We start from the raw sequence: 24,041 nt of genomic DNA on the forward strand, positions 1-24,041 counted from the left end.
TCCGTCACGCTTAACCGCAGATCTGGACAGAAAGGGCGTCGCCGATGCTGAACCCACAGGTGCACAGGCTTTCCCGCTCCGATCAGGCCACGTTGTCCCCGGGCGTCACGGCTTATGTGGTTGACGCGCCGGAGATCGTGGCCGGTGACCACCCGTTGTTCGATGCGATCGCCGAACTGGGCGCCACCGCGAATCGGTTCGCGGCCGACACCCATGTCCTGGTAGTGGTCAGCAAGGCCACCGGCAAGGTCGGATCCGCTCGGTGAAGGCGCTCAGGCGGGCGTGGATGCCGCTGCTCATCGTGGCGGTCGTGGTGCTCGGGACGCTGACCGTGCTGCGGTTGCGCACCTATTTCGGGGGCGACAACTCGCATCTGATCAGCACCAAAGTCGACGACACCAAGCCCTACAACCCGAAGGTCGTCACCTACGAGGTCTTCGGTGAACCCGGCGCGACAGCCGACATCAGATACCTCGACCTCGACAGCAGGCCCCAGCACGTCGACGCCGCGACACTGCCCTGGTCGGTGACCCTGAGCACCACGCTGTCCGCGGTATCGCCGAACCTCTACGCGCAGGGCAAGGGCTCCACCCTGGGCTGCCGCATCAGCATCGACAACGAGCTCAAAGACGAGAGAACCGCCACCGGCGTCAGCGCCCTGACCTTCTGCTTGGTGAAATCTGCATGAGCACTTCTACGGACAACTTCCCGCCCGAGGCGCCCACCGAGACCATCCCCGCTGTTGCGGAGCGTCCCAAGCCGGGGGCGGTGGCGAAATGGATTCGGCGACTGGCTATTCCGATCATGCTGGGCTGGATCGGGATCATCGTTCTCGCGAACGTGACCGTCCCCCAGCTGGAGAAGGTCGCCGAAATGGCCGCGGTCCAGATGACCCCGGACGACGCGCCCTCGATGATCGCAGTCAAACGCCAAGGCGAGGTGTTCAAGGAGTTCACCTCCAACAGCTCGGTCATGCTGGTCCTCGAGGGCGACGAGCCGCTGGGTGCCGATGCGCACCATTACTACGACCAGATCGTCGCCAAGCTCAAGGCCGACACCACCCATGTCGAGCACATCCAGGATTTCTGGGGTGATCGCCTGACCGCCGCCGGAGCCCAGAGCCCGGACGGCAAGAGCGCGTACGTGCAGATCTATACCGCGGGAAACCAGGGTGAGGCGCTGGCCAACGAATCGGTCAGAGCGGTCAACCAAGCAGTAGACAGTGTCACCGCGCCACCGGGTGTGAAGGCGTATGTGACCGGCGGTGCGGCGCTGGCGGCCGATCAGGACAAGGCCGGCACCCGCAGCATGCACATGATCGAGTCTCTGACGTTCGTCGTCATCATCACCATGATGCTGACGGTCTACCGATCCATCACCACCGTGGCGCTGGCGCTGGCGATGGTGGTGACCGGGCTGGCGTCGGCCCGGGGCATCGTGGCGTTCCTGGGCTATCACGGTCTGATCGGCCTGTCGCCCTTCGCCACCAGTCTGTTGGTGACACTGGCCATCGCGGCAGCCACCGACTACGCGATCTTCCTGATCGGCCGATATCAGGAAGCGCGCAGCGCGGGCGAGGACCGGGAACAGGCGTACTACACCATGTTTCGCAGCACGGCGCATGTGGTGCTCGGCTCGGGCATGACGATTGCGGGCGCCACGTTGTGCCTGCACTTCACCCGGTTGCCCTACTTCCAGTCGTTGGGGATTCCGCTGGGGATCGGCATGACCATCGTCGTCATCACCTCGCTGACGATGGGGTCCGCCGTCATCGCGGTGGCGGGGCGGTTCGGCACGCTGCTGGAACCCAAGCGAGCCAACAGGGGACGCGGCTGGCGCAAAATCGGTGCGGCCGTGAGCCGTTGGCCAGGGCCGATTCTGATCGCCGCGACTGCGGCCGCGCTGGTCGGCATCCTCGCCCTGCCCGGGTACAAGCCCGGCTACAACGACCGCGCCTACATGCCCGCGGATCTACCCGCCAACCAGGGGTTCCTGGCGTCGGACCGGCACTTTCCCTCCGCGCGGATGAACCCCGAGATGCTCATGATCGAAACAGACCACGACATTCGAAACTCCGGGGACTTTCTGGTGATCGAGCGAATCGCCAAGCGGGTCACCGGGGTAGAGGGTGTCTCGCGCGTCATGTCCATAACCCGGCCGCAGGGTATTCCGATGGAACACTCCACCTTCGGCTACATGCTCGGCATGCAGGCCGTCAGCCAGGACATGACCCGCAAGTTCAACGAGGATCGCGCGGCGGACATGCTGGCGCAAGCAGAGGATATGCAGGTCAACATCGACACCATGACGAAGATGATCGAGCTCATGGAGGAGATGAACGCCACCATGGGACGCATGGTCGGCAAGATGCACCTGATGGTCGACGACATCGAAGAACTGCGCGACAAGATCGCCGACTTCGACGACTTCTTCCGGCCGATGCGCAGCTACTTCTATTGGGAACCACACTGTTTCGATATTCCGGTCTGCCACTCGCTGCGGTCGGTCTTCGATGCCATGGATGGTGTCGACACCATGACCGACAACTTCAAGCAGATCGTTCCGGACATGGACGCGATGGCGGCGCAACTGCCGCAGATGCTCACGCTGATGCCGCCGATGATCCAGATGATGACGAACGCCAAGGCGATGATGCAGGCCACCTACGCCACCCAGAGCGGACTGGCCAAGCAGGCGCAGGAAGCCCAAGGGGATCCCGCCGCGATGGGGGAGGCCTTTGACAAGGCCCGCAACGACGACTCGTTCTACCTGCCGCCGGAGATCTTCGACAACGCCGAGTTCCAGCGCGGCATGAAGAGTTTCGTGTCGCCGGACGGGCGTGCCGTGCGGTTCATCGTCAACCACGAGGGCGATCCACTGAGCGCAGACGGCATCAAGCACATCGACGCGATCAAGCTCGCTGCCAAGGAAGCCATCAAGACCACCCCCTGGGAGGGCTCGAAGATCTACGTCGGCGGTACCGCCGCGATGTTCAAAGACATGCAGGAGGGCTCCAATTACGACCTGATGATCGCGGGCGTCGCGGCGTTGTGCCTGATCTTCATCATCATGCTGATCATCACCCGTGCCGTGGTGGCGGCGCTGGTGATCGTGGGCACCGTGGTGGTATCACTCGGCAGCGCCTTCGGACTGTCAGTGCTGCTGTGGCAGAACATCATCGGGCTGCAGGTGCACTGGATGGTGATGGCGATGGCGGTGATCATCCTGTTGGCGGTGGGTGCCGATTACAACCTGTTGCTGGTTTCCCGCCTGCGCGAGGAGATCCACGCCGGTCTGCACACGGGCATGATCCGGGCGATGGGCGGCAGCGGCTCGGTGGTGACCGCCGCGGGACTGGTGTTCGCCTTCACCATGATGACGATGGCGATCAGCGAACTGCGCGTGATCGGTCAGGTGGGCACCACCATCGGCTTGGGGCTGCTGCTCGACACCCTGATCATCCGCTCGTTCATGACGCCGTCGATCGCGACTCTGCTCGGTAAATGGTTCTGGTGGCCGCAGGTGCCGCGACTGCGGCCCAAGCCCGCACCCTGGCCGGCGCCGTTGCAGCGCAACCCTAGCGACGAGCTCGTGGGGTCCGGCGGTGGAGCGCATCGGGGAGGTTGGTGATGAGGCTCGGAGCCGCATGCGCGTTGGCAGGTGCGTCAGCGGCAATCCTGTTCGCGGTGCCCGCGCACGCCGATGTCGACACCGATTTCGCCGGTCGATTGCACGGCTACGGCATCTACGGGGCGCGCGACTACAACGCCTGGCTCGGCAAACTCACCTGTAAACGGTTGACCAACGACGTCGACCATGACGCCTTCGAGTCGGCGGCGTTCGTCAGCAAGAACATCAAAGGTGTCGACTCCCAGCAGGCCTGGCAATTCGTGGGTACGGCGCTGAGCACCTACTGCCCCGACAAGCTGATCATTCTGGAACAGGCTGGAGGCATTCGATGAACCGCAGGAGCTGGGCTCTGGCGGTAGGGCTGCTGACCGGAATGGCCGCGGCGGGGACTGCGTCGGCGGATGCCACGGAGAACTTTCCGATTCCCAACCGGATGCTGCACACCACCTGTACCGCCGAACAGATCATGGCGGCCGCCCGCGATGTCGCGCCGGTCTATTACGAGCGCTACATGATCGACTACAACAACAAGTCCCCGCAGGTCCATGAGGCGGTGCAGGACCGGATTCACTGGTTCTACTCCATGGACTACCCGGGCCGTCGCGCCTACTCGGAGAACCTGGCCACCGACATCTACTACGAGAAGCTCGCTTTCGCGTGGCCGAACTGGGCCAAGTTGTTCTTCAACAACCACGGGGTCGCTGCCCGGGCCACCGACGTGTGCGCGCAGTACCCCGCTGCCGACATGGGGGTGTGGAACTGGACCTGACCCGTTAGGTCAGTAACGCCATGATCTGCCGTGCCGTGTCCAGCAGGATCTCGTGCAGCTGTTCGTCGGCGATGTCTGCCAGTTCTGGGTCGGCTGCCGCGGTGAAGGCTCCAGCCATCAGGGTGGTAGTGATCACCCGAGTTCTGGCATCGGGATCCGGGCCCCGAAGGATGGCCGCCGCGGCGTCGCTGACGGCCATGAAGTCGTCGCGGGCCCGCACCGCGTGCTCCATGCCGCGGTCGTAGAACAGGAAGGCGAGCCGCCGGTAGCGGACGGCGAGCTCGACGACGCCACTGACGGTCACGTCGCGCTGGCCCTGCCGGGTCGGCATGGCCTCGGCGATCTTGATGACCCGGACGATGTCGTCGAACATCGGTTCCACCAGCGCGACGACGATGTCATCGCGGGACCGGAACTGGTAGTAGACAGCGGGTTTGCTCACGCCCAGCCGGTCGGCGATCATCTGCATGGATGTGCCACCGATGCTGTGCTCGATGAACAGGTCCAAGGCCGCCTGCAGCACCCGCTCGCGTGCGGAGCCGCGCGCCGCCACCGGCTTGGCCACGACATTCCTCCTCCTCGACGCGGCCCAGCTTAGCGGTGATCGCAACGCCGGCGGAGCCGGTCGCTGCGGGTCAACATCATCTGGCGCCGCGCGCGAGGTCGGGGTCGCCGGCCGCTAGGCCGCAGCCTTGGCATGCCGGTGCTGGCGCTCGATGGTGGCGAAGTAGAAGGCGTAGGCGAACGCGCAGCTGGTGAACAGACTCGACACGAAGTACAGCCACGGGCGCCGCAGCCCACGGCGATAGCCGTCGACGATGGTGAACAGCGGCAGCAGGACGACGTTGATGATCGTGTAGTCCTGGCTGGCCGAGCCGGCAGCCGGGTTGGTGAACATCAGCTGGATGTACTGCGTCCAGCTGCCCGGCCCCCAGATCGGATTGTGGTTGGGGCCCTGCGCATACTCCTGGACGAATCGGATGTTGAAGTACCAGCCCAGCACGATCGAGGCGAGGCCGATCGCGTAGTACACCAGCTCCAGGGGTGAGAAGGCGCCGCCCGCAGCGGGTTTCGCGAAGACCGCGCGGTTGGACGCCACGATCCACCAGATGGTCGCCAGGCCGAGCACTGCATGCACGATGAGCGAGGTCATGCGGCCAGTCTCATCACGCGCTGCAAGTTTTGTCAATAATGACAATTTTGGTGCGCCGGTGCTGGGGTACGTTAACCGGCATGCCCAGAGCGCCCCAGACCGCCCGCAGCGAACGCACCCGCGAGGCGTTGCGCCAGGCCGCACTGGTCCGTTTCCTGGCGCAGGGCGTGGAGGACACCTCCGCCGAGCAGATCTCCGCCGACGCGGGGGTGTCCCTGCGGACCTTCTATCGGCATTTCACCTCCAAGCACGACCTGCTGTTCGCCGACTACGACGCCGGACTGCAGTGGTTCCGCAGCGCGCTGGCCGCCCGCCCGCCGGCCGAGCCGATGATCGAGGCGGTCCAGGCGGCGATCTTCGCGTTCCCCTACGACGTCGAGGCGGTGACCCGTATCGCCGCGCTGCGTGCCGAGGAACTCGATCCGGAGCGGATCGTGCGCCATATCCGGCAGGTGGAGACCGATTTCGCGGACGCGGTCGCCGAGCGGCTGCGGGCCACGGGGACCAAAGCAGCGCCCGATCCCCTGCGTGTGGCCGTAACGTCTCGCTGCATCGCGGCTGCGGTGTTCGCCGCGATGGAGGTCTGGATGCTGGGTGCGGACCGCTCGCTGGCCGAGCTGGCCCGAATGTGCCGTACCGCGCTGGACTCGCTGGCCGATCTCTAGTTCCGTCAATATTGACAAAACTACCCGCTCGTGCCAGCGTTCCCCGAAAGCGGGAAGGGGCCCATGGATGACCGATTACGACGCGATCGTCATTGGCGCCGGACACAACGGCCTGGCCGCGGCGCTCATCCTGCAGCGCGCCGGACTGCGCACGGTGTGCCTGGAGGCCGGGCGCTACGCCGGCGGGATGGCGTCCACGGTCGAACTGTTCGACGGCTATCGGTTCGAGATCGCCGGCTCGGTGCAGTTCCCCACGTCGGCCGCGGTCAGCGCGGAGCTGGGCCTCGACGGACTGGAGAGCATCGACCTCGAGGTCATGTCGGTGGCGATGCGCGGCGTCGGCGACGACCCGCTGATCCAGTACACCGACCCGATGAAGCTGTTCACCCACCTCAGTGAGGTGCACGGTGCCGAGGCGGTCAACGGCATGGCCGGCCTGCTGGCCTGGAGTCAGGCGCCCACCCGGGCGCTGGGCCGCTTCGAGGCGGGTCGGGCGCCGAAATCGCTCGACGAGATGTATGCCTGCGCCGCAAATGAATTCGAGCGATCAGCTATTGACGACATGCTGTTCGGCTCGGTCACCGAGGTGCTGGATCGTTACCTGCCCGACCGGGAGAAGCACGCGGCGCTGCGCGGCTCCTTCACCGTGTTGGCCGTCAACACGCTCTACCGCGGGCCCGCCACCCCGGGCAGTGCCGCGGCGCTGGCCTTCGGCCTGGGTGTGCCCGACGAGAACACCGTGCTGATGAAAAAGTTGCGCGGCGGAATCGGCGCACTCACCGGGCACCTGTGCGACACCTTCACCGGCCTGGGCGGACAGCTGCGGCTGCGCGCCGCGGTCGCGGAGATCCTGGTCGCCGATGGGGCGGTGGCCGGAGTGCGCACCGAAGCAGGCGACACCGTGCACGCACCGGTGGTGGTGTCGGCGATCGCCCCCGACATCACCGTCACCGCACTGCTCGACGCGGCTTCGGTCCCCGAGGACGTGCGCGCCCGCTACGCCCGCACCGACCATCGCGGCAGCTACCTGCAGATGCATTTCGCGCTGGACGAGGCGCCGGTGTTCACCGCGCCCTACGAGGCGCTCAACAACCCCGCCATGCAGGCTTCGCTGGGAATCTTCTGCACGCCCGAAGAGGTGCAGCAGCAGTGGGAGGAGGCGCGTCGCGGTATCGTCCCGGCCGACCCGACCGTGGTGCTGCAGATCCCGTCGCTGCACGATCCCGAGCTGGCCCCGCCGGGTAAGCACGCCGCGTCGGCGTTCGCGCTGTGGTTCCCCATCGAGGGAGACGGCAACTACGGCGAGATGAAGGTCGAGATGGGGCAGCGGGTGATCGACAAGATCACCAGGCTGGCGCCGAATTTCGAGCGCAGCATCACTCGGCACACCACCTTCACCCCGCGGCATATGGGAACCATGTTCGGTGCGCCCGGCGGCGACTATTGCCATGGCTTGCTCAATCCCGACCAGATCGGCCCGAACCGGCCCGGGCCGCGCGGCTTTCTCGGCCAGCCGTTACCGGTGGCAGGGCTGTATCTGGGGAGCGCGGGTTGTCATGGCGGGCCGGGGATCACGTTCATCCCGGGCTACAACGCCGCACACCAGGTGTTGGCCGACCGCTGAGCGACACGGCGGGCGGCGATTACCGCTGCGCCGCCAGCAGCTCGTCGAGCAGTGCTCGGAACGTGTCCGGGTCCGCCGGGGTGAATGCCGGCTGCGGCCACGGGTCGCCGTGCAGATCCAAGGTGATCAGGGCGGACCGCGTCGGGCGCTTGATGTCCAGCGGCAGCCAGCGCCGCAGATCCGAGCTGCCCCAGATCCGGAACCGGTGGGTCAGCATGCCCAGCGGCTCTGCGCGGTAACCGCGGATCGCCGACAGCGGGATCACCTTCGCGGTACCGGAAGGAAAGTGATAACGGCGCAACGTGATCGCCCGGCGATCCAGGACGACCAATCCGTCGTCGTAGGAGCCGCCGGTCACAGCTTCTCGCAACGCAATTCGTGGCCCTTGGCAGTCAGGCAGCGGCCGGACTTGAGATCCCATTCCCAGCCGTGCTGATTACAGGTCAGAATGTCGCCCTCGACCACCCCGAACTTCGACAGGTCGGCCTTCATGTGCGGGCAGCGACGCTGAACCTGCCAGTCGCCCAGGGTGATGGTTGCCGAGTCGTCGTGGCTCTCGCCGAACCAGCCTTCGGCGTAAACGATCCGGTCCACGGTGAGGCACTTGAAGAAGGTGTACAGGTACTCGTTGTAACCGCCGACCCGCCACGCCCTGAACCGGGTGGACAAGAAGATGGTGTTGACCCAGTCCGGTTCGCCGTCGCGCAGCACGGTCCGCACCAGTTCGGGTGGAATGCCGAAGCCGTAACGGAACTTCTCGCCGGGAATCGGCTCGCGCACCATCCGTTTGGGGAAGTCCAGCACCGCCGTCTCGGTGTGGCCCTCCCCGTCCAGCACCAGCTCCACCGGGTAGCCGATACCGTCGCAGATCTCGTTGCTGCGGGCCATGATCGGCTCGAACAGGGAGCGCAGCGGCTCGATCATCGCCGGACCGGCCGCCGGCGCCCAGGACGCCTTCTCGGCAGCCAGCACGGGTGCCATCCGCTCGGCGTAGGCGGCGATGTAGTCCGCCTTGCCGGTGGTGAAGATGGCCTCGACGTCGGCGTCGGGGAGCGGGTGTGCCAGCGAATCCAGTTGCGCCCCAGTGAAACTCGCGGTGCTCCCGGGAATCATCAACAGCCCGCCGTCATGGCCGTTGCGGCGCAGCTGGTCGAGGAACACCATCTCGTCGGGGAAGATATTGGCCGGATCGCCGTGGTCGTCGTTGAGGTAGCGCAGCTCGGAATCCAAAAAACACGGCGGACCCGCCGACGGCACCACCCAGGTCGCCCCGACGTGGGCGACGTACTGGCGGGCGCGGTCCATCTGCCGCTGGCGCTTCTGGGTGCCGAACGCCTCTTTGGCCCGGGCCGGCATGTCATAGACCATCGGGTACCAGATCGCCCCGGAGTACTGCAGCAGGTGCACGTCGATCGCGTCGAAAGCCTGCAGCACGTCGAGGTCGATCGGACGGGAGTCGTTCATATTGAAAAGGGTGGTCACGCCGTCGGAGACCACCAGCCCGGAGTCGCCGATCGGGCCGTCGGCCGGGGCGCGCAGCGCGATGATCATCACGTCCAGCTCGCCCTTGGGACCCGACACGGTGTGTCGCTGCGAATCGGCGGTCTCGAAGAACCGGTGAAACCCCAGCTCTTCCAGCTCGCGACGCAGATCGGGCACGGGGTAATCGGGCAGCAGTACCACCGCGTCCTTGTTGACGTGCGCCGCCAGGTGCCGCGGGTCGAAGTGATCGTGGTGCAGGTGCGAGATGTAGAGGTAGTCGCAGTCGCCGAGAGCGTCCCAGTCCAGCGCCGAGTTGTCCGGGAACGGGAACCACGAGCCGAAGTAGGCCGGATTCACCCACGGGTCGCACAGGATGCTGCCTGCGGCGGTCTCGATCCGGAAGCCGGCGTGCCCGACGCTGGTGACCTGCACGTGTACCTTCTCCCGACGCTGAAAGAGCTCCCTGAGGAGTTTACCGGCGGCGTGGCCCGTCCCATCGCCTAGGCTTGGGCGCTGTGGAGCCTTGGTACGGGACTGTCGCTGTAGCTGCACACACGCTGTGGCGCTATGAGGGCTTGAAGATCACCGTCACCGGCCGGGAGCACCTGCCCGCCACCGGCGGCGCGGTGGTCGCGATCAACCACACCGGCTACCTCGATTTCCTGTTTGCCGGCGTGGCCTCCTATGACGGCAAGCCGCGGCGTCGGGTGCGCTTCATGGCCAAGAAGGAGACGTTCGACAACCGCTACAGCGGGCCCATCATGCGCGGCTGCCGGCACATCGCGGTGGATCGCAGCCAGGGGGCGGAGTCCTACGCCACCGCCGTCTCCTACCTCAAGGCCGGTGAGCTGGTCGGGGTGTACCCGGAGGCCACCATCAGTCGCAGTTTCGAGCTCAAGGAGTTCAAGAGCGGCGCCGCCCGGATGGCGATCGAGGCGCAGGTGCCGATCATCCCGCACATCGTGTGGGGCGCCCACCGGATCTGGACCAAGGACCACCCGAAGAAACTGGGCCGCAGCAAGATACCGGTCTCGGTGAACATCGGCGAGTCGATACCGCCGACATTGCCGGTCGAAGAGCTCCGCGCGCTGCTGCAGACCCGGATGCAGCACCTGCTGGAGCAGACGCAGGACGCCTACCCCGAACATCCCGCCGGTGCGTTCTGGGTTCCCCGGCGCCTGGGCGGCAGCGCCCCCACCCCCGCCGAGGCGCTCCAGCTCGACGCCGCCGAAGCGGCGCGCAAGGCCGAGGAGCGGGCCGCCCGCCAGAAGCAGCCGCCGAGCCCGACGGGCACAGCGGAGTAGAGCTGGCATGCAGCCGGTATTTCGGGCCTTGGAGCTCACGGCGCTGAGCGCGGCGAAGATCGCCGGCGCAGCGATCGACTACCTCGGCCTGGAACACATCCCGGCTGAGGGCGGCGCGGTGATCGCGATCAACCACACCGGTTACGTGGACTTCCTGCCGGCCGGACTGGCGGCATACCGCCGCGGACGCCGGATGCGGTTCATGATCAAGGCCGAAATGCAGCAGGTGCGGGTGGTCAACTATCTGATCCGCCACACCGGCACCATTCCGGTCGACCGCGCGGCCGGAGCCGACGCCTACCGGCACGCGGTGACCGCGTTGCGCTCCGGCGAGGTGGTGGGTGTCTACCCCGAAGCCACCATCAGCCGCAGCTTCGAGCTCAAGGAATTCAAATCCGGTGCGGCCCGCATGGCGCTGGAGGCGCAGGTTCTGATCGTCCCGCTGATCGTCTGGGGTGCCCACCGGCTGTGGACCAAGGACCACCCGAGGGCGCGGTTGGTGCGCAGCAACATCCCGATCACCGTCCTGGCGGGGGAACCGCTGGCCCCGTCCGGTGACGCCGCCGCGCTCAGCGCCCGATTGCGCGAGCGAATGGCGCCGCTGCTGGCTCAGGTGCAGCAGGAATATCCGCACCCCGCAGGCGAGTTCTGGGTGCCCCGGCGACTCGGCGGCGGCGCGCCCACTCCCGACGAGGCTAGGGTTGCCGAAGAGCAGGAGCTGGCGGAACGGATGCGCAAGCGCGCAGGCGACCGGCGAACCGACCCATCTGGCACGGAGCAGTAGATCATGGCAGAACCCGTCTTCCGGGCGCTGGAGATTGTGGTCCCGCGGCTGGCGAACGCCAACGGGCCGCATGTGACCATCGAGGGCTTGGAGCACATTCCCGAGCGCGGCGGGGCGGTGCTCGCCGTCAACCACACCAGCTACCTGGACTGGTTTCCGGCCTCGATCGCGGCATTGCGGCGACGCCGCCGGCTGCGCTTCATGATCAAGGCCGAGATGACCGAGGTCCCGGTGGTCAACTTCGTGATCAAGCACCTCAAGTTGATTCCGGTCGACCGCTCCGCCGGGGCCGGCGCCTACGACGAAGCGGTGGCGCGGTTGCGGCAAGGCGAGCTGGTCGGTCTGAATCCAGAGGCCACCATCAGCCGTAGCTTCGAATTGCGGGAGTTCAAGACGGGGGCTGCCCGGATGGCCCATAGCGCGGGCGTTCCGCTGATCCCCGTCATCGTCTGGGGAATCCACCGGGTCTGGACAAAGGACCACCCGAAGCTTCTGTGGCGCAACCATATTCCAGTGCTGGCGAAGATCGGCGAGCCGATGGCTGCCACCGCGGATGCTGCGGCGACCACCGCTGAGCTGAGGAACACGATGGCGGCGATGCTCGAAGAGGCGCAACTGGAGTATCCGCATCCGGCGGGGGCGCACTGGGTGCCGCGCCGGCTGGGCGGCAGCGCGCCCACCCTGGCCGAAGCGTTGGAGATGCGGGCAGCCGAGTTAGCCGAGCGTGATCGCAAACGGGCCGAGCAGGCCCACCGCGGACCGCGGCGCTGGACACCGGCCGGGCGGAGTTCGCGCTGATGCAGCTCCACGGCGGACCGCCCGCGCTGATCGCCAGCGACGTTGACGGCACCCTGCTCGACGACACCGAGAACATCACCGCGCGTACGCGTGATGCGGTGCACGCAGCGGTGGACTCCGGCGCCCGCTTCGTACTGGCGACCGGACGCCCGCCGAGGTGGATCGCGCCGGTGGTCGACGCGCTCGGGTTCGCCCCGATGGCGGTGTGCGCCAACGGGGCGGTGCTCTACGACCCAGCCACCGACCGGGTGGTCTCGGCTCGCACGCTCTCGGCCGACAGTCTGGTCAAGCTGGCCGAGGTCGTCGGCCGCGCCCTCCCGGGGGCGGGTCTGGCCGTGGAGCGGATCGGCGAGAGCGCACACGACGCGGCGACCCCGCAGTTCGTCAGCTCGCCGGGTTACGAACACGCCTGGCTCAACCCGGACAACACCGAGGTGTCGTTGGATGACCTGTTGTCGCAGCCGGCGATCAAACTGCTGATTCGCAAGGCGGGGATGTCCAGCGCCGCCATGGCCGAGCAGCTGCAGGCGCATGTCGGAACGGCCGCCGAACTCACCTACTCCACCAATCACGGGCTGATCGAGGTGGTGCCGGCGGGCATCACCAAGGCCAGCGGTATCGAGGAGCTGATCGCGCCGCTGGGGATCGGGATCGAGCAGGTGGTGGCGTTCGGGGACATGCCCAACGACTTGCCGATGTTGGTGCGTGCGGGGCACGGCGTGGCGATGGGCAACGCCCATCCCGACGTGCTGGCGGCGGCCGCCGAGATCACCGCGCCCAACACCGATGACGGCCTGGCGCGGGTCCTGGAGCGGATCTACCTGCGTTGACGCTGCGCCGGTGGCGCAGTCCTCTCGCACCTTCCCGCCCGCGCCGCATCACGACGCCGGTTAGCTGACTCCGAACGGGTCGATCACCCGGGAGAAGCGCTCGAGCTGCACCGGCGGACCCTCCGGGGGCGGCGGGGGCAGCTCCTCGGCGTTGCCGTCGACGACCCTGATGACCGTCGCACTGGCCCGGTTGTAGTTCAGGGTGCCGTGCTGGAAGTTCTGCCCCACCCATTCCGGTTCGGCGAGCTCGGCGCTGGTCGGCAACCCGAGCACGCCACGCTCGTAACCCAGCGAAGCCCAGGCGTCGTAGATGGCCCCGGTGATCGGCTGCGCGCCGGTCTCCGGCGACCAGTACACCGCGCCGTGCTCGAAGGTGGCGTACTTGGTGGAACCCTCGCCGATCGCCTCCGGCGACGTCGGGGCGCCGAGGATGCCCTCGGCACCGCCCAGTTCCATCCAGCGGGTGTGGATGGCGCCGCCCTCCATCACCCGGGCGAGATCTTCCGGCCCGGGCGGTTCGTTGAACCGGGAGGCGATCTCCCGGATCTCGTTGAGTGCGGCGTAGCCCTGCTCACCGGGGCACTCGGTCGCATCCAGGTCGCGGTGGCCGATGATCGAGGGCAGTGTCAGCGACGAACCGCGCGGAAAATGGGTGAACGAGCCGCCGGCGGAGACCAGCTGCGTGATACCGCGCGGATCGGTGCGGTCCAGACCCAGCCGCCAGCCCAACAACCGGCCGACTGTCTCGAGTTGGATCTGCGGGGGAGGCGCGTCGTCGAAGGTGCCGATCATGGACACCCCCCAGGTGTTGTTGTTGAACCCGCCCGCGTGGCTGCCCATGATGCCCCGGGTCAGGCCGCCGGCCCGGCCCTCGAAAACCTGGCCGTACTTGTCCACCAGCGCGTTGTAGCCGATGTCGCACCAGCCCAGGGTGCGGGTGTGATAGGCGTAGATCGCCCGGATGATCTCCGCGGAGTCTTCGGGGGAGTAGTCGTTGGAGCCTGCGGTGTGGTGCACCACGGCCGCGTGCACCGGGCCGCTCTCCACGGGCTTGCCGCACCGGCCGTAGGCGCCCACGCCCCAGTGGCTGCGCGGAATGATGTTGGGGGGCTGGCCTGGCCCCAGCACCGCCTTGGGCGGCTGCCACTGTGCGTCGGCCGGGGCTTTGGGCGGCGTGATCAGCACCGCGGAGACGTTCTGGGCGAAGGGTTGTGCGGCGGTGGCCGGTACATAACCGAGATCGCCCGGGGTGGACTTCTTGGGGGCCGGCCCGGACTTGGCGGGGTCCTTCGTCGTGGCCGGCCTGTTGGCCCCGGCCGTGGGTCGAGCCGGATCGCCGGGGGTGTTCGGTGCGGATCGGGTCACCGCGATCTGTACTGCCGTGGTCCGGCCGACGAATACCGGCTCGGTCCCGTCCGGTCCGGGAGCGGGCGCATCGGCCGGCCGTGGACCCGGTGTCTCCTGCTTGGTCTCGTGCGCGGTCGCATACCAGGGCCCCCAGGTCCCGTCGGCGCGCTTGGCGCGAATCCGTGCCGAGGTGCCGCTCAGGTCGGCGCCGGTGAGCGCGACCATGGTGAACGGTTCGTCCTGGGTGATCTCGCGGACGGTGACGCCCGGCTCCAGATTTGGCAGCGGTTGCTGGTTCAGCTTGGTCGCGGCGGCGCTGGGGGGCCGCTTGGCGGCGTCGACCGGCTTGAAGTCCGACCCGGAATTCAGTGCCCACGGCAGGATCAGCACGGTCGCGAGAGACGCGGTCAGCTTGATCGTCGGCGCGGGACGACGACGGGTTGGCACGTGCTGATGTTACGTATGTGTCTTGTGTTGTTGGTGATGCGACACGCGTCCACCGACAACGGCCGGCTCCTGGGCAATTGTTAACGGCACCGCAGAGTCTTCCGGTGCCCGCCGGGTGCGGGCTGACTCTGCGGTGCCGTTGGGCGGAACAGCTCCGCTGTGTGTCTGGTTACGGCAGCGGCGGGGCCGGGGCGGCGACTGCCGGTCCGGCGCCCTGTGCGGCCTGTGCGATGGACGGGATCACCACACCCTTGAGCAGGTCGATGGCCTGTCCGGCGCCCAACTGGTTGGCAGCGCTCATCAGGTCGCTGACCAGACCACCGCTACCGCTGCTGGTCTCCGGCATACCCAGGGACGGGTCACCGAGGATCGGGTAGGTGCCGTCGAGGCCGGGGTCCAGGCCCACCGGCGACGTCAGCGGCAGACCGTCGGACCCGAGCAGGCCGGTGTCCGGGCTGGTCAGGCCGGGGCTGGTCAATCCCGGGCTGGTCAGCGGGCTGGTCAGGCCGGGGCTGGTCAACGGGCTGGTCAGGCCGGGGCTGGTCAATCCCGGGCTGGTCAAGCCGGAATCGGTCAGCGGCGGCGTGGTCAGGCCGGGCGTGGTCAGGCCGGATGTGGTGGACACGCCCGGCGTGCCCAGCGGGGGCGTCGACAGCGACGGCGTGGTCAGCGACGGGTCGGTGAGACCCGGTGTGCCCAGCCCGGGCGAGGTGAGGCCCGGCGCGCCCAGGGACGGGTCGGTGAGGCCCGGTGTGCCCAGACCCGGCGAGGTCAGGCCGGGGTACATCCCGGTCGAGGCGGTTCCGTTGGTGAAACCGGGCACTGGCGGGAGGTTCACCCCGAACTGGGACAGGCCCTGGGTGAGGGCGGTGATCAGCTCACCGGGCAGGTCGGCCACGGACGACGCCGCGACGAAGTCATGGTGCTGGGGCGCGCTGTTGCGGGCGGCCAGCTCGGATACTGCGACAACTGCGAACGGACTCGCGACCGCCAGGGCGGCGACTGCGCTCATGGTTGTCGAGAGCCTGCGTCGACGTCGGTTCGGCACGGAAGTCTCCTCAATATGTTTTGCCGTCGGGGCCGCATTGCGCGGGGCCGTCGTGGCGCTCACTGCACTTGCATCTGTCCTACGTGACCGACGGTACGCGTGTGACTCGTGTGAAAAGAGTGACGAGATCGAATCGTGAGGAAACCGCTACCAACCCTTCCTCGGCGCTCTGAGGTCCCCGGATCGCCGAGTGGCCGGGAATCGGCGGGCGATAGTCAAGGTGCAAGCGGGGGCGGCGGGGCGCCGACGAGGCGGGCGGGCGCTGGTCGGCTACCCTTGGCGCCGATGACCGCTCGTTTTGACCTCTTTGTCGTGGGTTCCGGATTCTTCGGCCTGACCATCGCCGAGCGCGCAGCCACGCAGCTCGGCAAGCGCGTTCTCGTCGTCGAGAAGCGCCCGCACATCGGCGGCAACGCCTACTCCGAAGCGGAACCGCAGACCGGTATCGAGGTCCACAAGTACGGCGCCCACCTGTTCCATACCTCTAACAAGAGGGTCTGGGACTACGTGCGGCAGTTCACCGAGTTCACCGGCTACCAACACCGGGTGTTCGCCATGCACCACGGTCAGGCCTACCAGTTCCCGATGGGGCTGGGCCTGGTGTCGCAGTTCTTCGGCCGCTATTTCTCCCCCGACGAGGCCCGCGCTCTGATCGCCGAGCAGGCCTCGGAAATATCGGGGATCGACGCCGCCAATTTCGAGGAGAAGGCGATCAGCCTGATCGGCCGCCCGCTGTATGAGGCGTTCGTCAAGGACTACACGACCAAGCAGTGGCAGACCGATCCCAAGGAACTCCCGGCGGCCAACATCACCCGGCTGCCGGTGCGCTACACGTTCGACAACCGCTACTTCAACGACACCTACGAGGGGCTGCCGGTCGACGGCTACACCGCGTGGCTGGAGAACATGGCGGCCGACGAGCGCATTGAGGTGCGCCTGGACACCGACTGGTTCGACGTCCGCGACGAACTCCGGGCAGCCAGCCCCGCCGCCCCGGTCGTCTACACCGGCCCGCTGGACCGCTACTTCGACTACGCCGAAGGCAAGCTCGGCTGGCGGACCCTGGACTTCGAGCTCGAAGTGCTCGACACCGGCGATTTCCAGGGCACGCCGGTGATGAACTACAACGACGGCGACGTGCCGTTCACCCGTATCCACGAGTTCCGGCACTTCCACCCCGAGCGCGACTACCCGACCGACAAGACCGTGATCATGCGGGAGTACTCGCGGTTCGCCGACGACGCCGACGAGCCCTATTACCCGATCAACACCGAGGCCGACCGCGCGGTGCTGACGGCCTACCGGGCACGCGCCAAGGCCGAACTGGACACCGCGAAGGTGCTCTTCGGCGGGCGGCTGGGCACCTACCAATATCTGGACATGCACATGGCCATCGCCAGTGCGCTGAACATGTACGACAACGTCCTGGCGCCGCACCTGTCCGACGGGGTGCCGCTGGGGGAGGGCAGTAAGGCATGACCGACAGTTCGCGCGCGGTGAGCCGGCTTTCGCGGATCATCCTGCCTCGCCAGGGCGAGCCGCTGGATGTGCGCAAGCTCTACATCGAGGAATCCGAGACCAACAGCCGGCGGGCCCACCCGCTCACCCGCACCAGCCTGGAGATCGGCGAGGAGTCCGAAGTCTCGTTCGCCACCTACTTCAACGCCTTCCCGGCGTCCTACTGGCGTCGCTGGTCGATCGTCGAATCGGTGGTGCTGCAGCTGGAGCTGACCGGGGCGGGGCGCGTCGACGTCTACCGCTCGAAAGCGACCGGTGCGCGTATCGCGGTGGACGGCAAGCCTTTCGGGTCGGTCGAGAACAGCGACACCCCGACGGTGGTGGAATTCGAGATCGGCCTGCAGCCGTTCGAGGACGGCGGCTGGATCTGGTTCGACATCACCACCGACACCGCGGTCACGCTGGACCGCGGCGGCTGGTACGCCCCGGTCGAGGCCCCCGGGCGGGCTGACATCGCCGTGGGCATCCCGACCTTCAACCGGCCCGACGACTGCGTCAACGCGCTGCTCGCGCTGACCTCCGACCCGGATGTCGACGAGGTGATCAGCGCGGTCATCGTGCCCGACCAGGGCAACCGCAAAGTTCGCGACCACCCGGGCTTCGCCGCGGCCGCCGCCGGCCTGGGAGACCGGCTGTCGATGCACGACCAGCCCAACCTCGGCGGGTCCGGGGGCTACAGCCGGGTCATGTACGAGGCGCTGAAGAACACCGGCTGCGAACAGATCCTGTTCATGGACGACGACATCCGCATCGAGCCGGACTCGATCCTGCGGGCACTGGCGCTGAACCGGTTCGCCAAGACGCCCACCCTCATCGGTGGACACATGCTCAACCTGCAGGAGCCCTCGCACCTGCACATCATGGGTGAGGTCGTCGACTCGGGCGTTTTCATGTGGACCAACGCCCCGCACACCGAATACGACCACAACTTCGCCACCGACCCGCTGGCCGAGTCCCCGGACCTGCACCGGCGCATCGACGTCGACTTCAACGGCTGGTGGATGTGCATGATCCCGCGCGCCGTTGCCGAGGAGATCGGCCAGCCGATCCCGTCCTTCATCAAGTGGGACGACGCCGAATACGGGATCCGGGCCGGCGAGCACGGCTACCCGACCGTCACCCTGCCGGGTGCGGCCATCTGGCATATGGCCTGGAGTGATAAAGACGACGCGATCGACTGGCAGGCGTATTTCCACCTGCGCAACCGGCTGATGGTGGCGGCCCTGCACTGGGACGGCAACATCTCCGGGCTGATCCGCAGCCACCTCAAGGCCACCCTGAAACACCTTGCCTGCCTGGAGTATTCGACAGTCGCCGTGCAGAACAAGGCGCTGGACGACTTCATGGCCGGCCCCGAGCACATCTTCTCGATCCTGGAGTCGGCGCTGCCGGACATCCACGCGCTGCGCAAGACCTATCCCGATGCGGTGGTGCTGCCGGCGGCCAGTGAGCTGCCTGCCCCCTCGCAGCGCCGCAAGCCGATGCGGCCCCCCGTGCAGCCGCTGACCATCGGCTACCGGCTGGCCCGTGGCATCCTGCACAACCTCAAGGCCACCGAGCCCGAGCATCATCGGCGCCCGCAGCTCAACGTGCCCACCCAGGACGCCCGCTGGTTCCTGCTGTGCACCCAGGACGGCGTCACTGTCACCACCGCCGACGGCCGCGGCGTGGTCTACCGGCAACGCGACCGGGAGAAGATGTTCTCGCTGCTGCGCGAATCATTGCGCCGCCAATACGAATTGGCACGGCGGTTCGACGCGTTGCGCCGGACCTACCGCCGGGCGCTGCCCACACTGGCGAGCAAACAGCAGTGGGAGACGGTGCTCCTTCCCGATGGCGCCACGACGTCATGACCGAACTCGGCAGCGCCCCCGACCGCATGGACCTGGATGATTCGGTACCCCCGCACGGCGAGGACGCCGTGCTGGTGGCGGTGCAGTCGGCACTGACCGGTCGCCCCGGTGTGCTGCCGGTGGCCCGGACGATGTCGCACTTCGGCGAGCACAGCCTGGGCTGGCTGGCGGTAGCGGGGCTCGGCGCCCTGCTCCAGCCGCAGCGCCGCCGCAGCTGGCTACTGGCCGGCGCCGGGACATTCGCCGCGCACGCCGCCGCGGTCGTCATCAAGCGCATCGTGCGCCGCGAGCGGCCCCATCACCCGGCGATCGCGGTCAACGTCGCCACGCCCAGCCGGTTGAGCTTCCCCTCGGCGCACGCCACCTCCACCGCAGCGGCGGCCATCCTGCTGGGCCGCGCGGCCGGTCTGCGGCGCGGGGTCCTCCCCGCGGTGTTGGTGCCACCGATGGCGCTGTCGCGCATGGTGCTCGGGGTGCACTACCCCAGCGATGTTGCCGCCGGCGCGCTGATCGGTGCCGCCGTCGCCGCAGCCGCGATCCGCCTGGACAACTCGGGAGACCCGGCATGAGCGCAGAAACTGAAGATCGAGTGTCAGAACTCGGACCGCCGGCCAACCTGCTCTCCGGGGTGATCAAGGCCATGCGGCCCCGCCAATGGGTGAAGAACGTCCTGGTGGTCGCGGCCCCACTGGCGGCGCTCGGCGGCGGCATCCACTATGACTACGCCGATCTGGCACGCAAGTCGCTGATCGCGTTCGTCGCGTTCAGCCTGGCGGCCTCGGCGATCTACCTGGTCAACGATGCCCGTGATGTGGAAGCCGACCGGGCGCATCCCACCAAGCGGTTCCGGCCGATCGCGGCCGGTGTGCTGCCGGTCGGGCTGGCCTACGCCTTGGCGGTGCTGCTGGGCAGCGGCTCGCTGGGCATCTCCTGGTGGCTGACGCCGAATCTGGCGCTGGTGATGGCCATCTATCTGACCATGCAGCTGGCGTACTGCTTCGGGCTCAAACACCAAGCGGTGCTGGACATCTGCATCGTGTCGTCGGCGTACTTGCTGCGGGCTATCGCCGGTGGCGTCGCCGCAAGCATCCCGCTGTCACAGTGGTTCCTATTGGTCATGGCGTTCGGGTCACTGTTCATGGTGGCCGGCAAGCGCTACGCCGAGAAGCAGTTGGCCGAACAGACCGGGGCCAAGATCCGCAAGTCGCTGGAGAACTACACCGGCACCTACCTGCGTTTCGTCTGGACGGCGTCGGCCACCGCGATGCTGGTCTGCTACAGCCTGTACGCCTTCGAGCGCGACAGCGGTTCCGGCTCGTGGTTCGCGGTGTCGATCATTCCGATCGTCATCGGGGTGCTGCGCTACGCCGTCGATGTCGACGGTGGCATGGCCGGCGAAGCCGAGGACATCCTGCGACGTGATCGGGTGCTGCAGCTGGCGGCGCTGGCCTGGATCGGAACCATCGGTGCTGCCGTCGCCTTCGGCTAGTTCGTCCCGGGGGGCCACGAGCGGCAGAGCGCCGGACCCCCGGGTCCGGCCGCTGGGCTGGCCCGCGGTCTCCTACAGCCCCTCGGTGCGGCTGAGCTCATGGGCCGGGGTGGCGCTGGTAGTGCTGATGTTCGGCATCGGGGCGTGGCGGCGGCGCTGGATCTCCGACGACGGCCTGATCGTGCTGCGCACCGTGCGCAATCTGCTGGCCGGCAACGGCCCGGTGTTCAACGTCGGGGAGCGCGTCGAGGCCAACACCTCGACGGCCTGGACCTATTTGATGTATTTCGGCAGCTGGCTTGGTGGGCCGGTGCGCATGGAGTACGTGGCGCTGGTCTTCGCGCTGGCGGCGAGCCTGGCCGGGGTGGCGATGCTGATGCTGGGCACCGCCCGGCTCTACGCGCCTGGGCTGCAGGGCCGCCGCGCGCTGCTGTTGCCCGCCGGGGCGCTGGTCTACATCGCACTGCCGCCGGCGCGAGACTTCGCCACCTCCGGCCTGGAGGCCGGTCTGGTGCTGGCCTACCTGGGCCTGCTGTGGTGGATGCTGGTCTGTTGGTCGCAGGCGCTGCGGATGCCCCGATCCCGCGCTCGCGGAACGCTTTTCACCGCATGCCTGGCTTTCGTGGCCGGCTGCAGTGTGCTGGTTCGCCCCGAGCTGGCGCTAATCGGCGGCGGTGCGCTTGTCATGCTGTTGATCACGGCGGCCGAGTGGCGGCCGCGCGCGCTGATCCTGGTGGCCGGTGGCGCGCTGCCGGTGGCGTATCAGATCTTCCGGATGGGCTACTACGGCCTGCTGGTGCCGGGGACCGCGCTGGCCAAAGACGCTGCCGGCGACAAGTGGTCGCAGGGCATGATCTACCTGGCCAACTTCAACGCGCCCTACGCGCTGTGGGTGCCCGCGGTGCTGCTGGTGGCGCTGGGCGCGGCGCTGTGGGTGGGCGCCGCCGTGCGCTACCGGCCGCGCCGGCCGGTGCCGCCCGGCGTCGGCCCGTGGGCCCGACTGGTGCAGAGCCCGGGTGCGGTGGTGTGTTTCTTCGTGTTCAGCGGACTGCTGCAGGCGGCCTACTGGGTGCGCCAGGGCGGCGACTTCATGCACGGGCGGGTGCTGCTGGCCCCGCTGTTCTGCATGCTGGCCCCGGTGGCGGTCATTCCGTTGCTGCTGCCCGACGGCGCGCGGTATCGCCGCGAAGCAAGCCTGCCGCTCAGCGGTGCCGTAGGCCTGCTGTGGCTGGCGGTGGCCGGCTGGGCGCTGTGGGCAGCCAACTCGCCGGGGATGGGTGATGACGCGACCCGTGTCACCTACTCCGGGATCGTCGACGAGCGCCGGTTCTACTCCCAGGCCACCGGCAACGCCCACCCGCTGACCGCCGCGGACTACCTCGGCTACCCGCGGATGCGTGCGGTGTTGACCACCATCGCCGCCACTCCCGACGGGGCGTTGCTGTTGCCGTCGGGCAACTACGACCAGTGGGACGTGGTGCCGGTCATCCTGCCGGTACCCCCGGGCATCGGCGTTCCGGCCGATCCCGATCCGGGCGGAACCGGGCCGCACACCGTCTTCTTCACCAACATGGGCATGCTGGGCATGAACACCGGCCTTAACGTGCGGGTGCTGGACCAGATCGGGCTGATCAATCCGATCGCGGCGCACACCGAGCGGCTGGAGCACGGCCGGATCGGCCACGACAAGGACCTGTTCCGGGACTGGGTGGTGGCCGACGGCCCGTGGGTCAAGTGGTACCCGCTGATCCCGGGCTACCTGGACCAGGACTGGATCGCCCAGGCGGAGGCGGCCCTGCGTTGCCCCGACACCGCGGCGGTGCTGGGCTCGGTGCGTGCGCCGATGGGCCCGCGCCGCTTCCTGTCCAACGTGCTGCACTCGCCGAGCTTCACCCGCTACCGGATCGAGCGGGTCCCGCGCGACGAACTGATCCGCTGCGGACTGGCCGTGCCCGAACCGACCCGAGCGACCTATACCGGGATGCCGCCGGAGCTCCCCTGAGTGCGGATCCCGCCAAAATGTGACGGACGTCATTGCTGCTTGAGCGTGTTCATCCGCGGAGCCGGTTCCCACCGGCTCGAATGCCCCTGATCGAGATCGAGCGCGACCGTCACAGAATCAGGCATTTAGCGAGTAGGCGAATCCAATGGGTGAACCCCGAGTCTTGGATTTCCGACATTTTGTGGTTGACTACACCGGCACTGTCGCGTTGGTACGCACAGATCGGGTCCGAGTCGGGCCACGCTATGAGCAAAGTACGGCAACGAATGAATGAGGATGCCAAGGATGAAGTTGCTTGACAGGTTGATGGTCGTCGCCGGTGGCGCGGCCCTGTTGGCGGGACTGGTCGGTGCCGTCGGCGGTACCCCCGAAGCGAGCGCGTTCTCCCGGCCCGGTTTGCCGGTCGAGTACCTGCAGGTGCCTTCGGCGAGTATGGGCCGCGACATCAAGGTCCAGTTCCAGAGCGGGGGCTCGGACTCCCCGGGCCTGTACCTGCTGGACGGCATGCGGGCCCAGGACGACTTCAACGGCTGGGACATCAACACCCCGGCGTTCGAGTGGTACCTGAACTCGGGCATTTCGGTGATCATGCCGGTCGGCGGCCAGTCCAGCTTCTACAGCGACTGGTACAAGCCGGCTTGCGGCAAGGCGGGCTGCTCCACCTACAAGTGGGAGACCTTCCTCACCAGCGAGCTGCCGGCCTACCTGGCCTCGGAGTACGGCGTGAGCCAGAGTCGCAACGCCGCGGTCGGCCTGTCGATGGCCGGTTCGTCGGCGATGACGCTGGCGATCTACCACCCCAACCAGTTCACCTACGCCGGCTCGCTGTCGGGTTACCTGAACCCGTCCACCGGTAAGGGCTGGATCGGCCTGTCCATGGGCGACGCCGGCGGCTACAAGAAGAACGACATGTGGGGCGACGACAACGACCCGGCCTGGTTGCGCAACGACCCGACGGTCAACGTCGACAAGCTGGTGGCCAACAACACCCGGCTGTGGGTCTTCTGCGGTAACGGCAAGGCCAACGAGCTGGGCGGCGACAACATCCCCGCGGTGTTCCTCGAGCAGAACTTCATGATCGGTGCGAACAAGAAGTTCCAGGAGCTCTACACCGCGGCCGGTGGCAACAACGCGATCTTCAACTTCCCGGAGTACGGCACGCACAGCTGGGAGTACTGGGGTCAGCAGCTGCAGGCCATGAAGCCTGACCTGCAGAGCCACCTGGGCGCCACGCCGGGAGGCGGCGCGAGCAGCAGCTCGGGCGAGTAGTCTCCCAACGCTGAAGATGTACCGCCGAC

23 protein-coding genes are annotated in these 24,041 nt (G+C 67.5%); 17 read left to right on the forward strand and 6 right to left on the reverse strand.

From position 1 onward, the window contains the following. Positions 1-44: 44 nt before the first annotated feature. From EJK91_RS08085 to EJK91_RS08105, 5 genes are read left to right on the forward strand one after another with little or no spacing between them, the layout of a single operon-like run. Complete coding sequence (locus EJK91_RS08085) at positions 45-266, forward strand: hypothetical protein (protein ID WP_125078643.1); 222 nt, start codon at positions 45-47, stop codon at positions 264-266. Further along, complete coding sequence (locus tag EJK91_RS08090) at positions 263-688, forward strand: MmpS family transport accessory protein (protein WP_125078644.1); 426 nt, start codon at positions 263-265, stop codon at positions 686-688. Before EJK91_RS08085 ends, EJK91_RS08090 begins: the two co-directional genes overlap by 4 nt. Continuing rightward, entirely contained in the window at positions 685-3,630 is a 2,946-nt protein-coding gene (locus EJK91_RS08095; RefSeq protein WP_241178649.1) for an MMPL/RND family transporter, read from the forward strand. The genes EJK91_RS08090 and EJK91_RS08095 overlap by 4 nt, the downstream gene beginning before the upstream one ends. After that, positions 3,630-3,962, forward strand: coding sequence for a DUF732 domain-containing protein (locus tag EJK91_RS08100; RefSeq protein ID WP_125078645.1), 333 nt, complete (start codon positions 3,630-3,632; stop codon positions 3,960-3,962). Before EJK91_RS08095 ends, EJK91_RS08100 begins: the two co-directional genes overlap by 1 nt. Beyond that, positions 3,959-4,399 (forward strand): DUF5078 domain-containing protein, encoded by a 441-nt coding sequence (locus EJK91_RS08105; RefSeq protein WP_024442817.1) that lies wholly within the window; start codon positions 3,959-3,961, stop codon positions 4,397-4,399. The genes EJK91_RS08100 and EJK91_RS08105 overlap by 4 nt, the downstream gene beginning before the upstream one ends. A gap of 4 nt (positions 4,400-4,403) precedes the next feature. Here EJK91_RS08105 and EJK91_RS08110 read toward each other — a convergent pair whose 3' ends face one another. Continuing rightward, positions 4,404-4,964 (reverse strand): TetR/AcrR family transcriptional regulator, encoded by a 561-nt coding sequence (locus tag EJK91_RS08110; protein WP_024442818.1) that lies wholly within the window; start codon positions 4,962-4,964, stop codon positions 4,404-4,406. 114 nt (positions 4,965-5,078) lie between these two features. Next, positions 5,079-5,552, reverse strand: a complete 474-nt coding sequence (locus EJK91_RS08115) for a DUF2834 domain-containing protein (RefSeq protein WP_046301432.1) — start codon at positions 5,550-5,552, stop codon at positions 5,079-5,081. Between the two features lie 80 nt (positions 5,553-5,632). Between EJK91_RS08115 and EJK91_RS08120 the strand changes: the two genes are divergently transcribed. Both EJK91_RS08120 and EJK91_RS08125 read left to right on the forward strand, forming a co-directional pair. After that, positions 5,633-6,217 carry a TetR/AcrR family transcriptional regulator gene (locus EJK91_RS08120; RefSeq protein ID WP_125078646.1) on the forward strand — a complete coding sequence of 195 codons (585 nt, stop codon included), beginning with the start codon at positions 5,633-5,635 and terminating at the stop codon, positions 6,215-6,217. A gap of 67 nt (positions 6,218-6,284) precedes the next feature. Continuing rightward, the gene (locus tag EJK91_RS08125; protein ID WP_024442820.1) at positions 6,285-7,841 is read left to right on the forward strand and encodes a phytoene desaturase family protein; all 1,557 of its coding nucleotides are present in this window, start codon (positions 6,285-6,287) and stop codon (positions 7,839-7,841) included. 19 nt (positions 7,842-7,860) lie between these two features. Here the strand turns inward: EJK91_RS08125 and EJK91_RS08130 are convergent, their stop codons facing one another. Together EJK91_RS08130 and EJK91_RS08135 are read right to left on the reverse strand one after the other, a co-directional pair. Further along, complete coding sequence (locus tag EJK91_RS08130; RefSeq protein WP_125078647.1) at positions 7,861-8,199, reverse strand: hypothetical protein; 339 nt, start codon at positions 8,197-8,199, stop codon at positions 7,861-7,863. After that, complete coding sequence (locus EJK91_RS08135; RefSeq protein WP_125078648.1) at positions 8,196-9,755, reverse strand: MBL fold metallo-hydrolase; 1,560 nt, start codon at positions 9,753-9,755, stop codon at positions 8,196-8,198. Before EJK91_RS08135 ends, EJK91_RS08130 begins: the two co-directional genes overlap by 4 nt. A gap of 83 nt (positions 9,756-9,838) precedes the next feature. Between EJK91_RS08135 and EJK91_RS08140 the strand changes: the two genes are divergently transcribed. From EJK91_RS08140 to EJK91_RS08155, 4 genes are read left to right on the forward strand one after another with little or no spacing between them, the layout of a single operon-like run. Further along, entirely contained in the window at positions 9,839-10,627 is a 789-nt protein-coding gene (locus EJK91_RS08140; protein WP_125078649.1) for a lysophospholipid acyltransferase family protein, read from the forward strand. Positions 10,628-10,634: 7 nt separating this feature from the next. Beyond that, positions 10,635-11,411: a lysophospholipid acyltransferase family protein gene (locus EJK91_RS08145; RefSeq protein WP_125078650.1), complete on the forward strand. Its 777-nt coding sequence runs from the start codon at positions 10,635-10,637 to the stop codon at positions 11,409-11,411. Positions 11,412-11,414: 3 nt separating this feature from the next. Beyond that, entirely contained in the window at positions 11,415-12,209 is a 795-nt protein-coding gene (locus EJK91_RS08150; protein WP_024442825.1) for a lysophospholipid acyltransferase family protein, read from the forward strand. Next, positions 12,209-13,039 carry a Cof-type HAD-IIB family hydrolase gene (locus EJK91_RS08155; RefSeq protein ID WP_024442826.1) on the forward strand — a complete coding sequence of 277 codons (831 nt, stop codon included), beginning with the start codon at positions 12,209-12,211 and terminating at the stop codon, positions 13,037-13,039. The genes EJK91_RS08150 and EJK91_RS08155 overlap by 1 nt, the downstream gene beginning before the upstream one ends. 60 nt (positions 13,040-13,099) lie before the next feature. Here EJK91_RS08155 and EJK91_RS08160 read toward each other — a convergent pair whose 3' ends face one another. Together EJK91_RS08160 and EJK91_RS08165 are read right to left on the reverse strand one after the other, a co-directional pair. After that, positions 13,100-14,833 carry an N-acetylmuramoyl-L-alanine amidase gene (locus tag EJK91_RS08160; protein WP_024442827.1) on the reverse strand — a complete coding sequence of 578 codons (1,734 nt, stop codon included), beginning with the start codon at positions 14,831-14,833 and terminating at the stop codon, positions 13,100-13,102. Between the two features lie 169 nt (positions 14,834-15,002). Then, positions 15,003-15,881: a hypothetical protein gene (locus tag EJK91_RS08165; protein ID WP_036458105.1), complete on the reverse strand. Its 879-nt coding sequence runs from the start codon at positions 15,879-15,881 to the stop codon at positions 15,003-15,005. Between the two features lie 276 nt (positions 15,882-16,157). On the opposite strand from EJK91_RS08165, the gene glf reads away from it, so the two are divergent. The 6 genes from glf (at position 16,158) to EJK91_RS08195 (ending at position 24,012) form a co-directional block, all read left to right on the forward strand. Next, a complete protein-coding gene (glf, locus tag EJK91_RS08170; RefSeq protein ID WP_164517909.1) occupies positions 16,158-17,360 on the forward strand; it encodes a UDP-galactopyranose mutase in 1,203 nt (400 codons plus the stop codon). Next, on the forward strand, positions 17,357-19,252 hold the full coding sequence (locus tag EJK91_RS08175; RefSeq protein WP_125078652.1) for a glycosyltransferase: 1,896 nt from the start codon (positions 17,357-17,359) through the stop codon (positions 19,250-19,252). Before glf ends, EJK91_RS08175 begins: the two co-directional genes overlap by 4 nt. Continuing rightward, a complete protein-coding gene (locus tag EJK91_RS08180; protein ID WP_241178650.1) occupies positions 19,249-19,821 on the forward strand; it encodes a phosphatase PAP2 family protein in 573 nt (190 codons plus the stop codon). The genes EJK91_RS08175 and EJK91_RS08180 overlap by 4 nt, the downstream gene beginning before the upstream one ends. Continuing rightward, entirely contained in the window at positions 19,818-20,741 is a 924-nt protein-coding gene (locus EJK91_RS08185) for a decaprenyl-phosphate phosphoribosyltransferase (protein WP_046301988.1), read from the forward strand. Before EJK91_RS08180 ends, EJK91_RS08185 begins: the two co-directional genes overlap by 4 nt. Then, a complete protein-coding gene (gene zomB, locus EJK91_RS08190; RefSeq protein WP_125078653.1) occupies positions 20,719-22,743 on the forward strand; it encodes a flagellar motor control protein ZomB in 2,025 nt (674 codons plus the stop codon). The genes EJK91_RS08185 and zomB overlap by 23 nt, the downstream gene beginning before the upstream one ends. A 276-nt stretch (positions 22,744-23,019) precedes the next feature. Beyond that, positions 23,020-24,012: an esterase family protein gene (locus EJK91_RS08195; protein ID WP_444850804.1), complete on the forward strand. Its 993-nt coding sequence runs from the start codon at positions 23,020-23,022 to the stop codon at positions 24,010-24,012. Positions 24,013-24,041 lie beyond the last annotated feature (29 nt).

Source organism: Mycobacterium sp. P7213 (assembly GCF_900604305.1).
Classification (GTDB): domain Bacteria; phylum Actinomycetota; class Actinomycetes; order Mycobacteriales; family Mycobacteriaceae; genus Mycobacterium.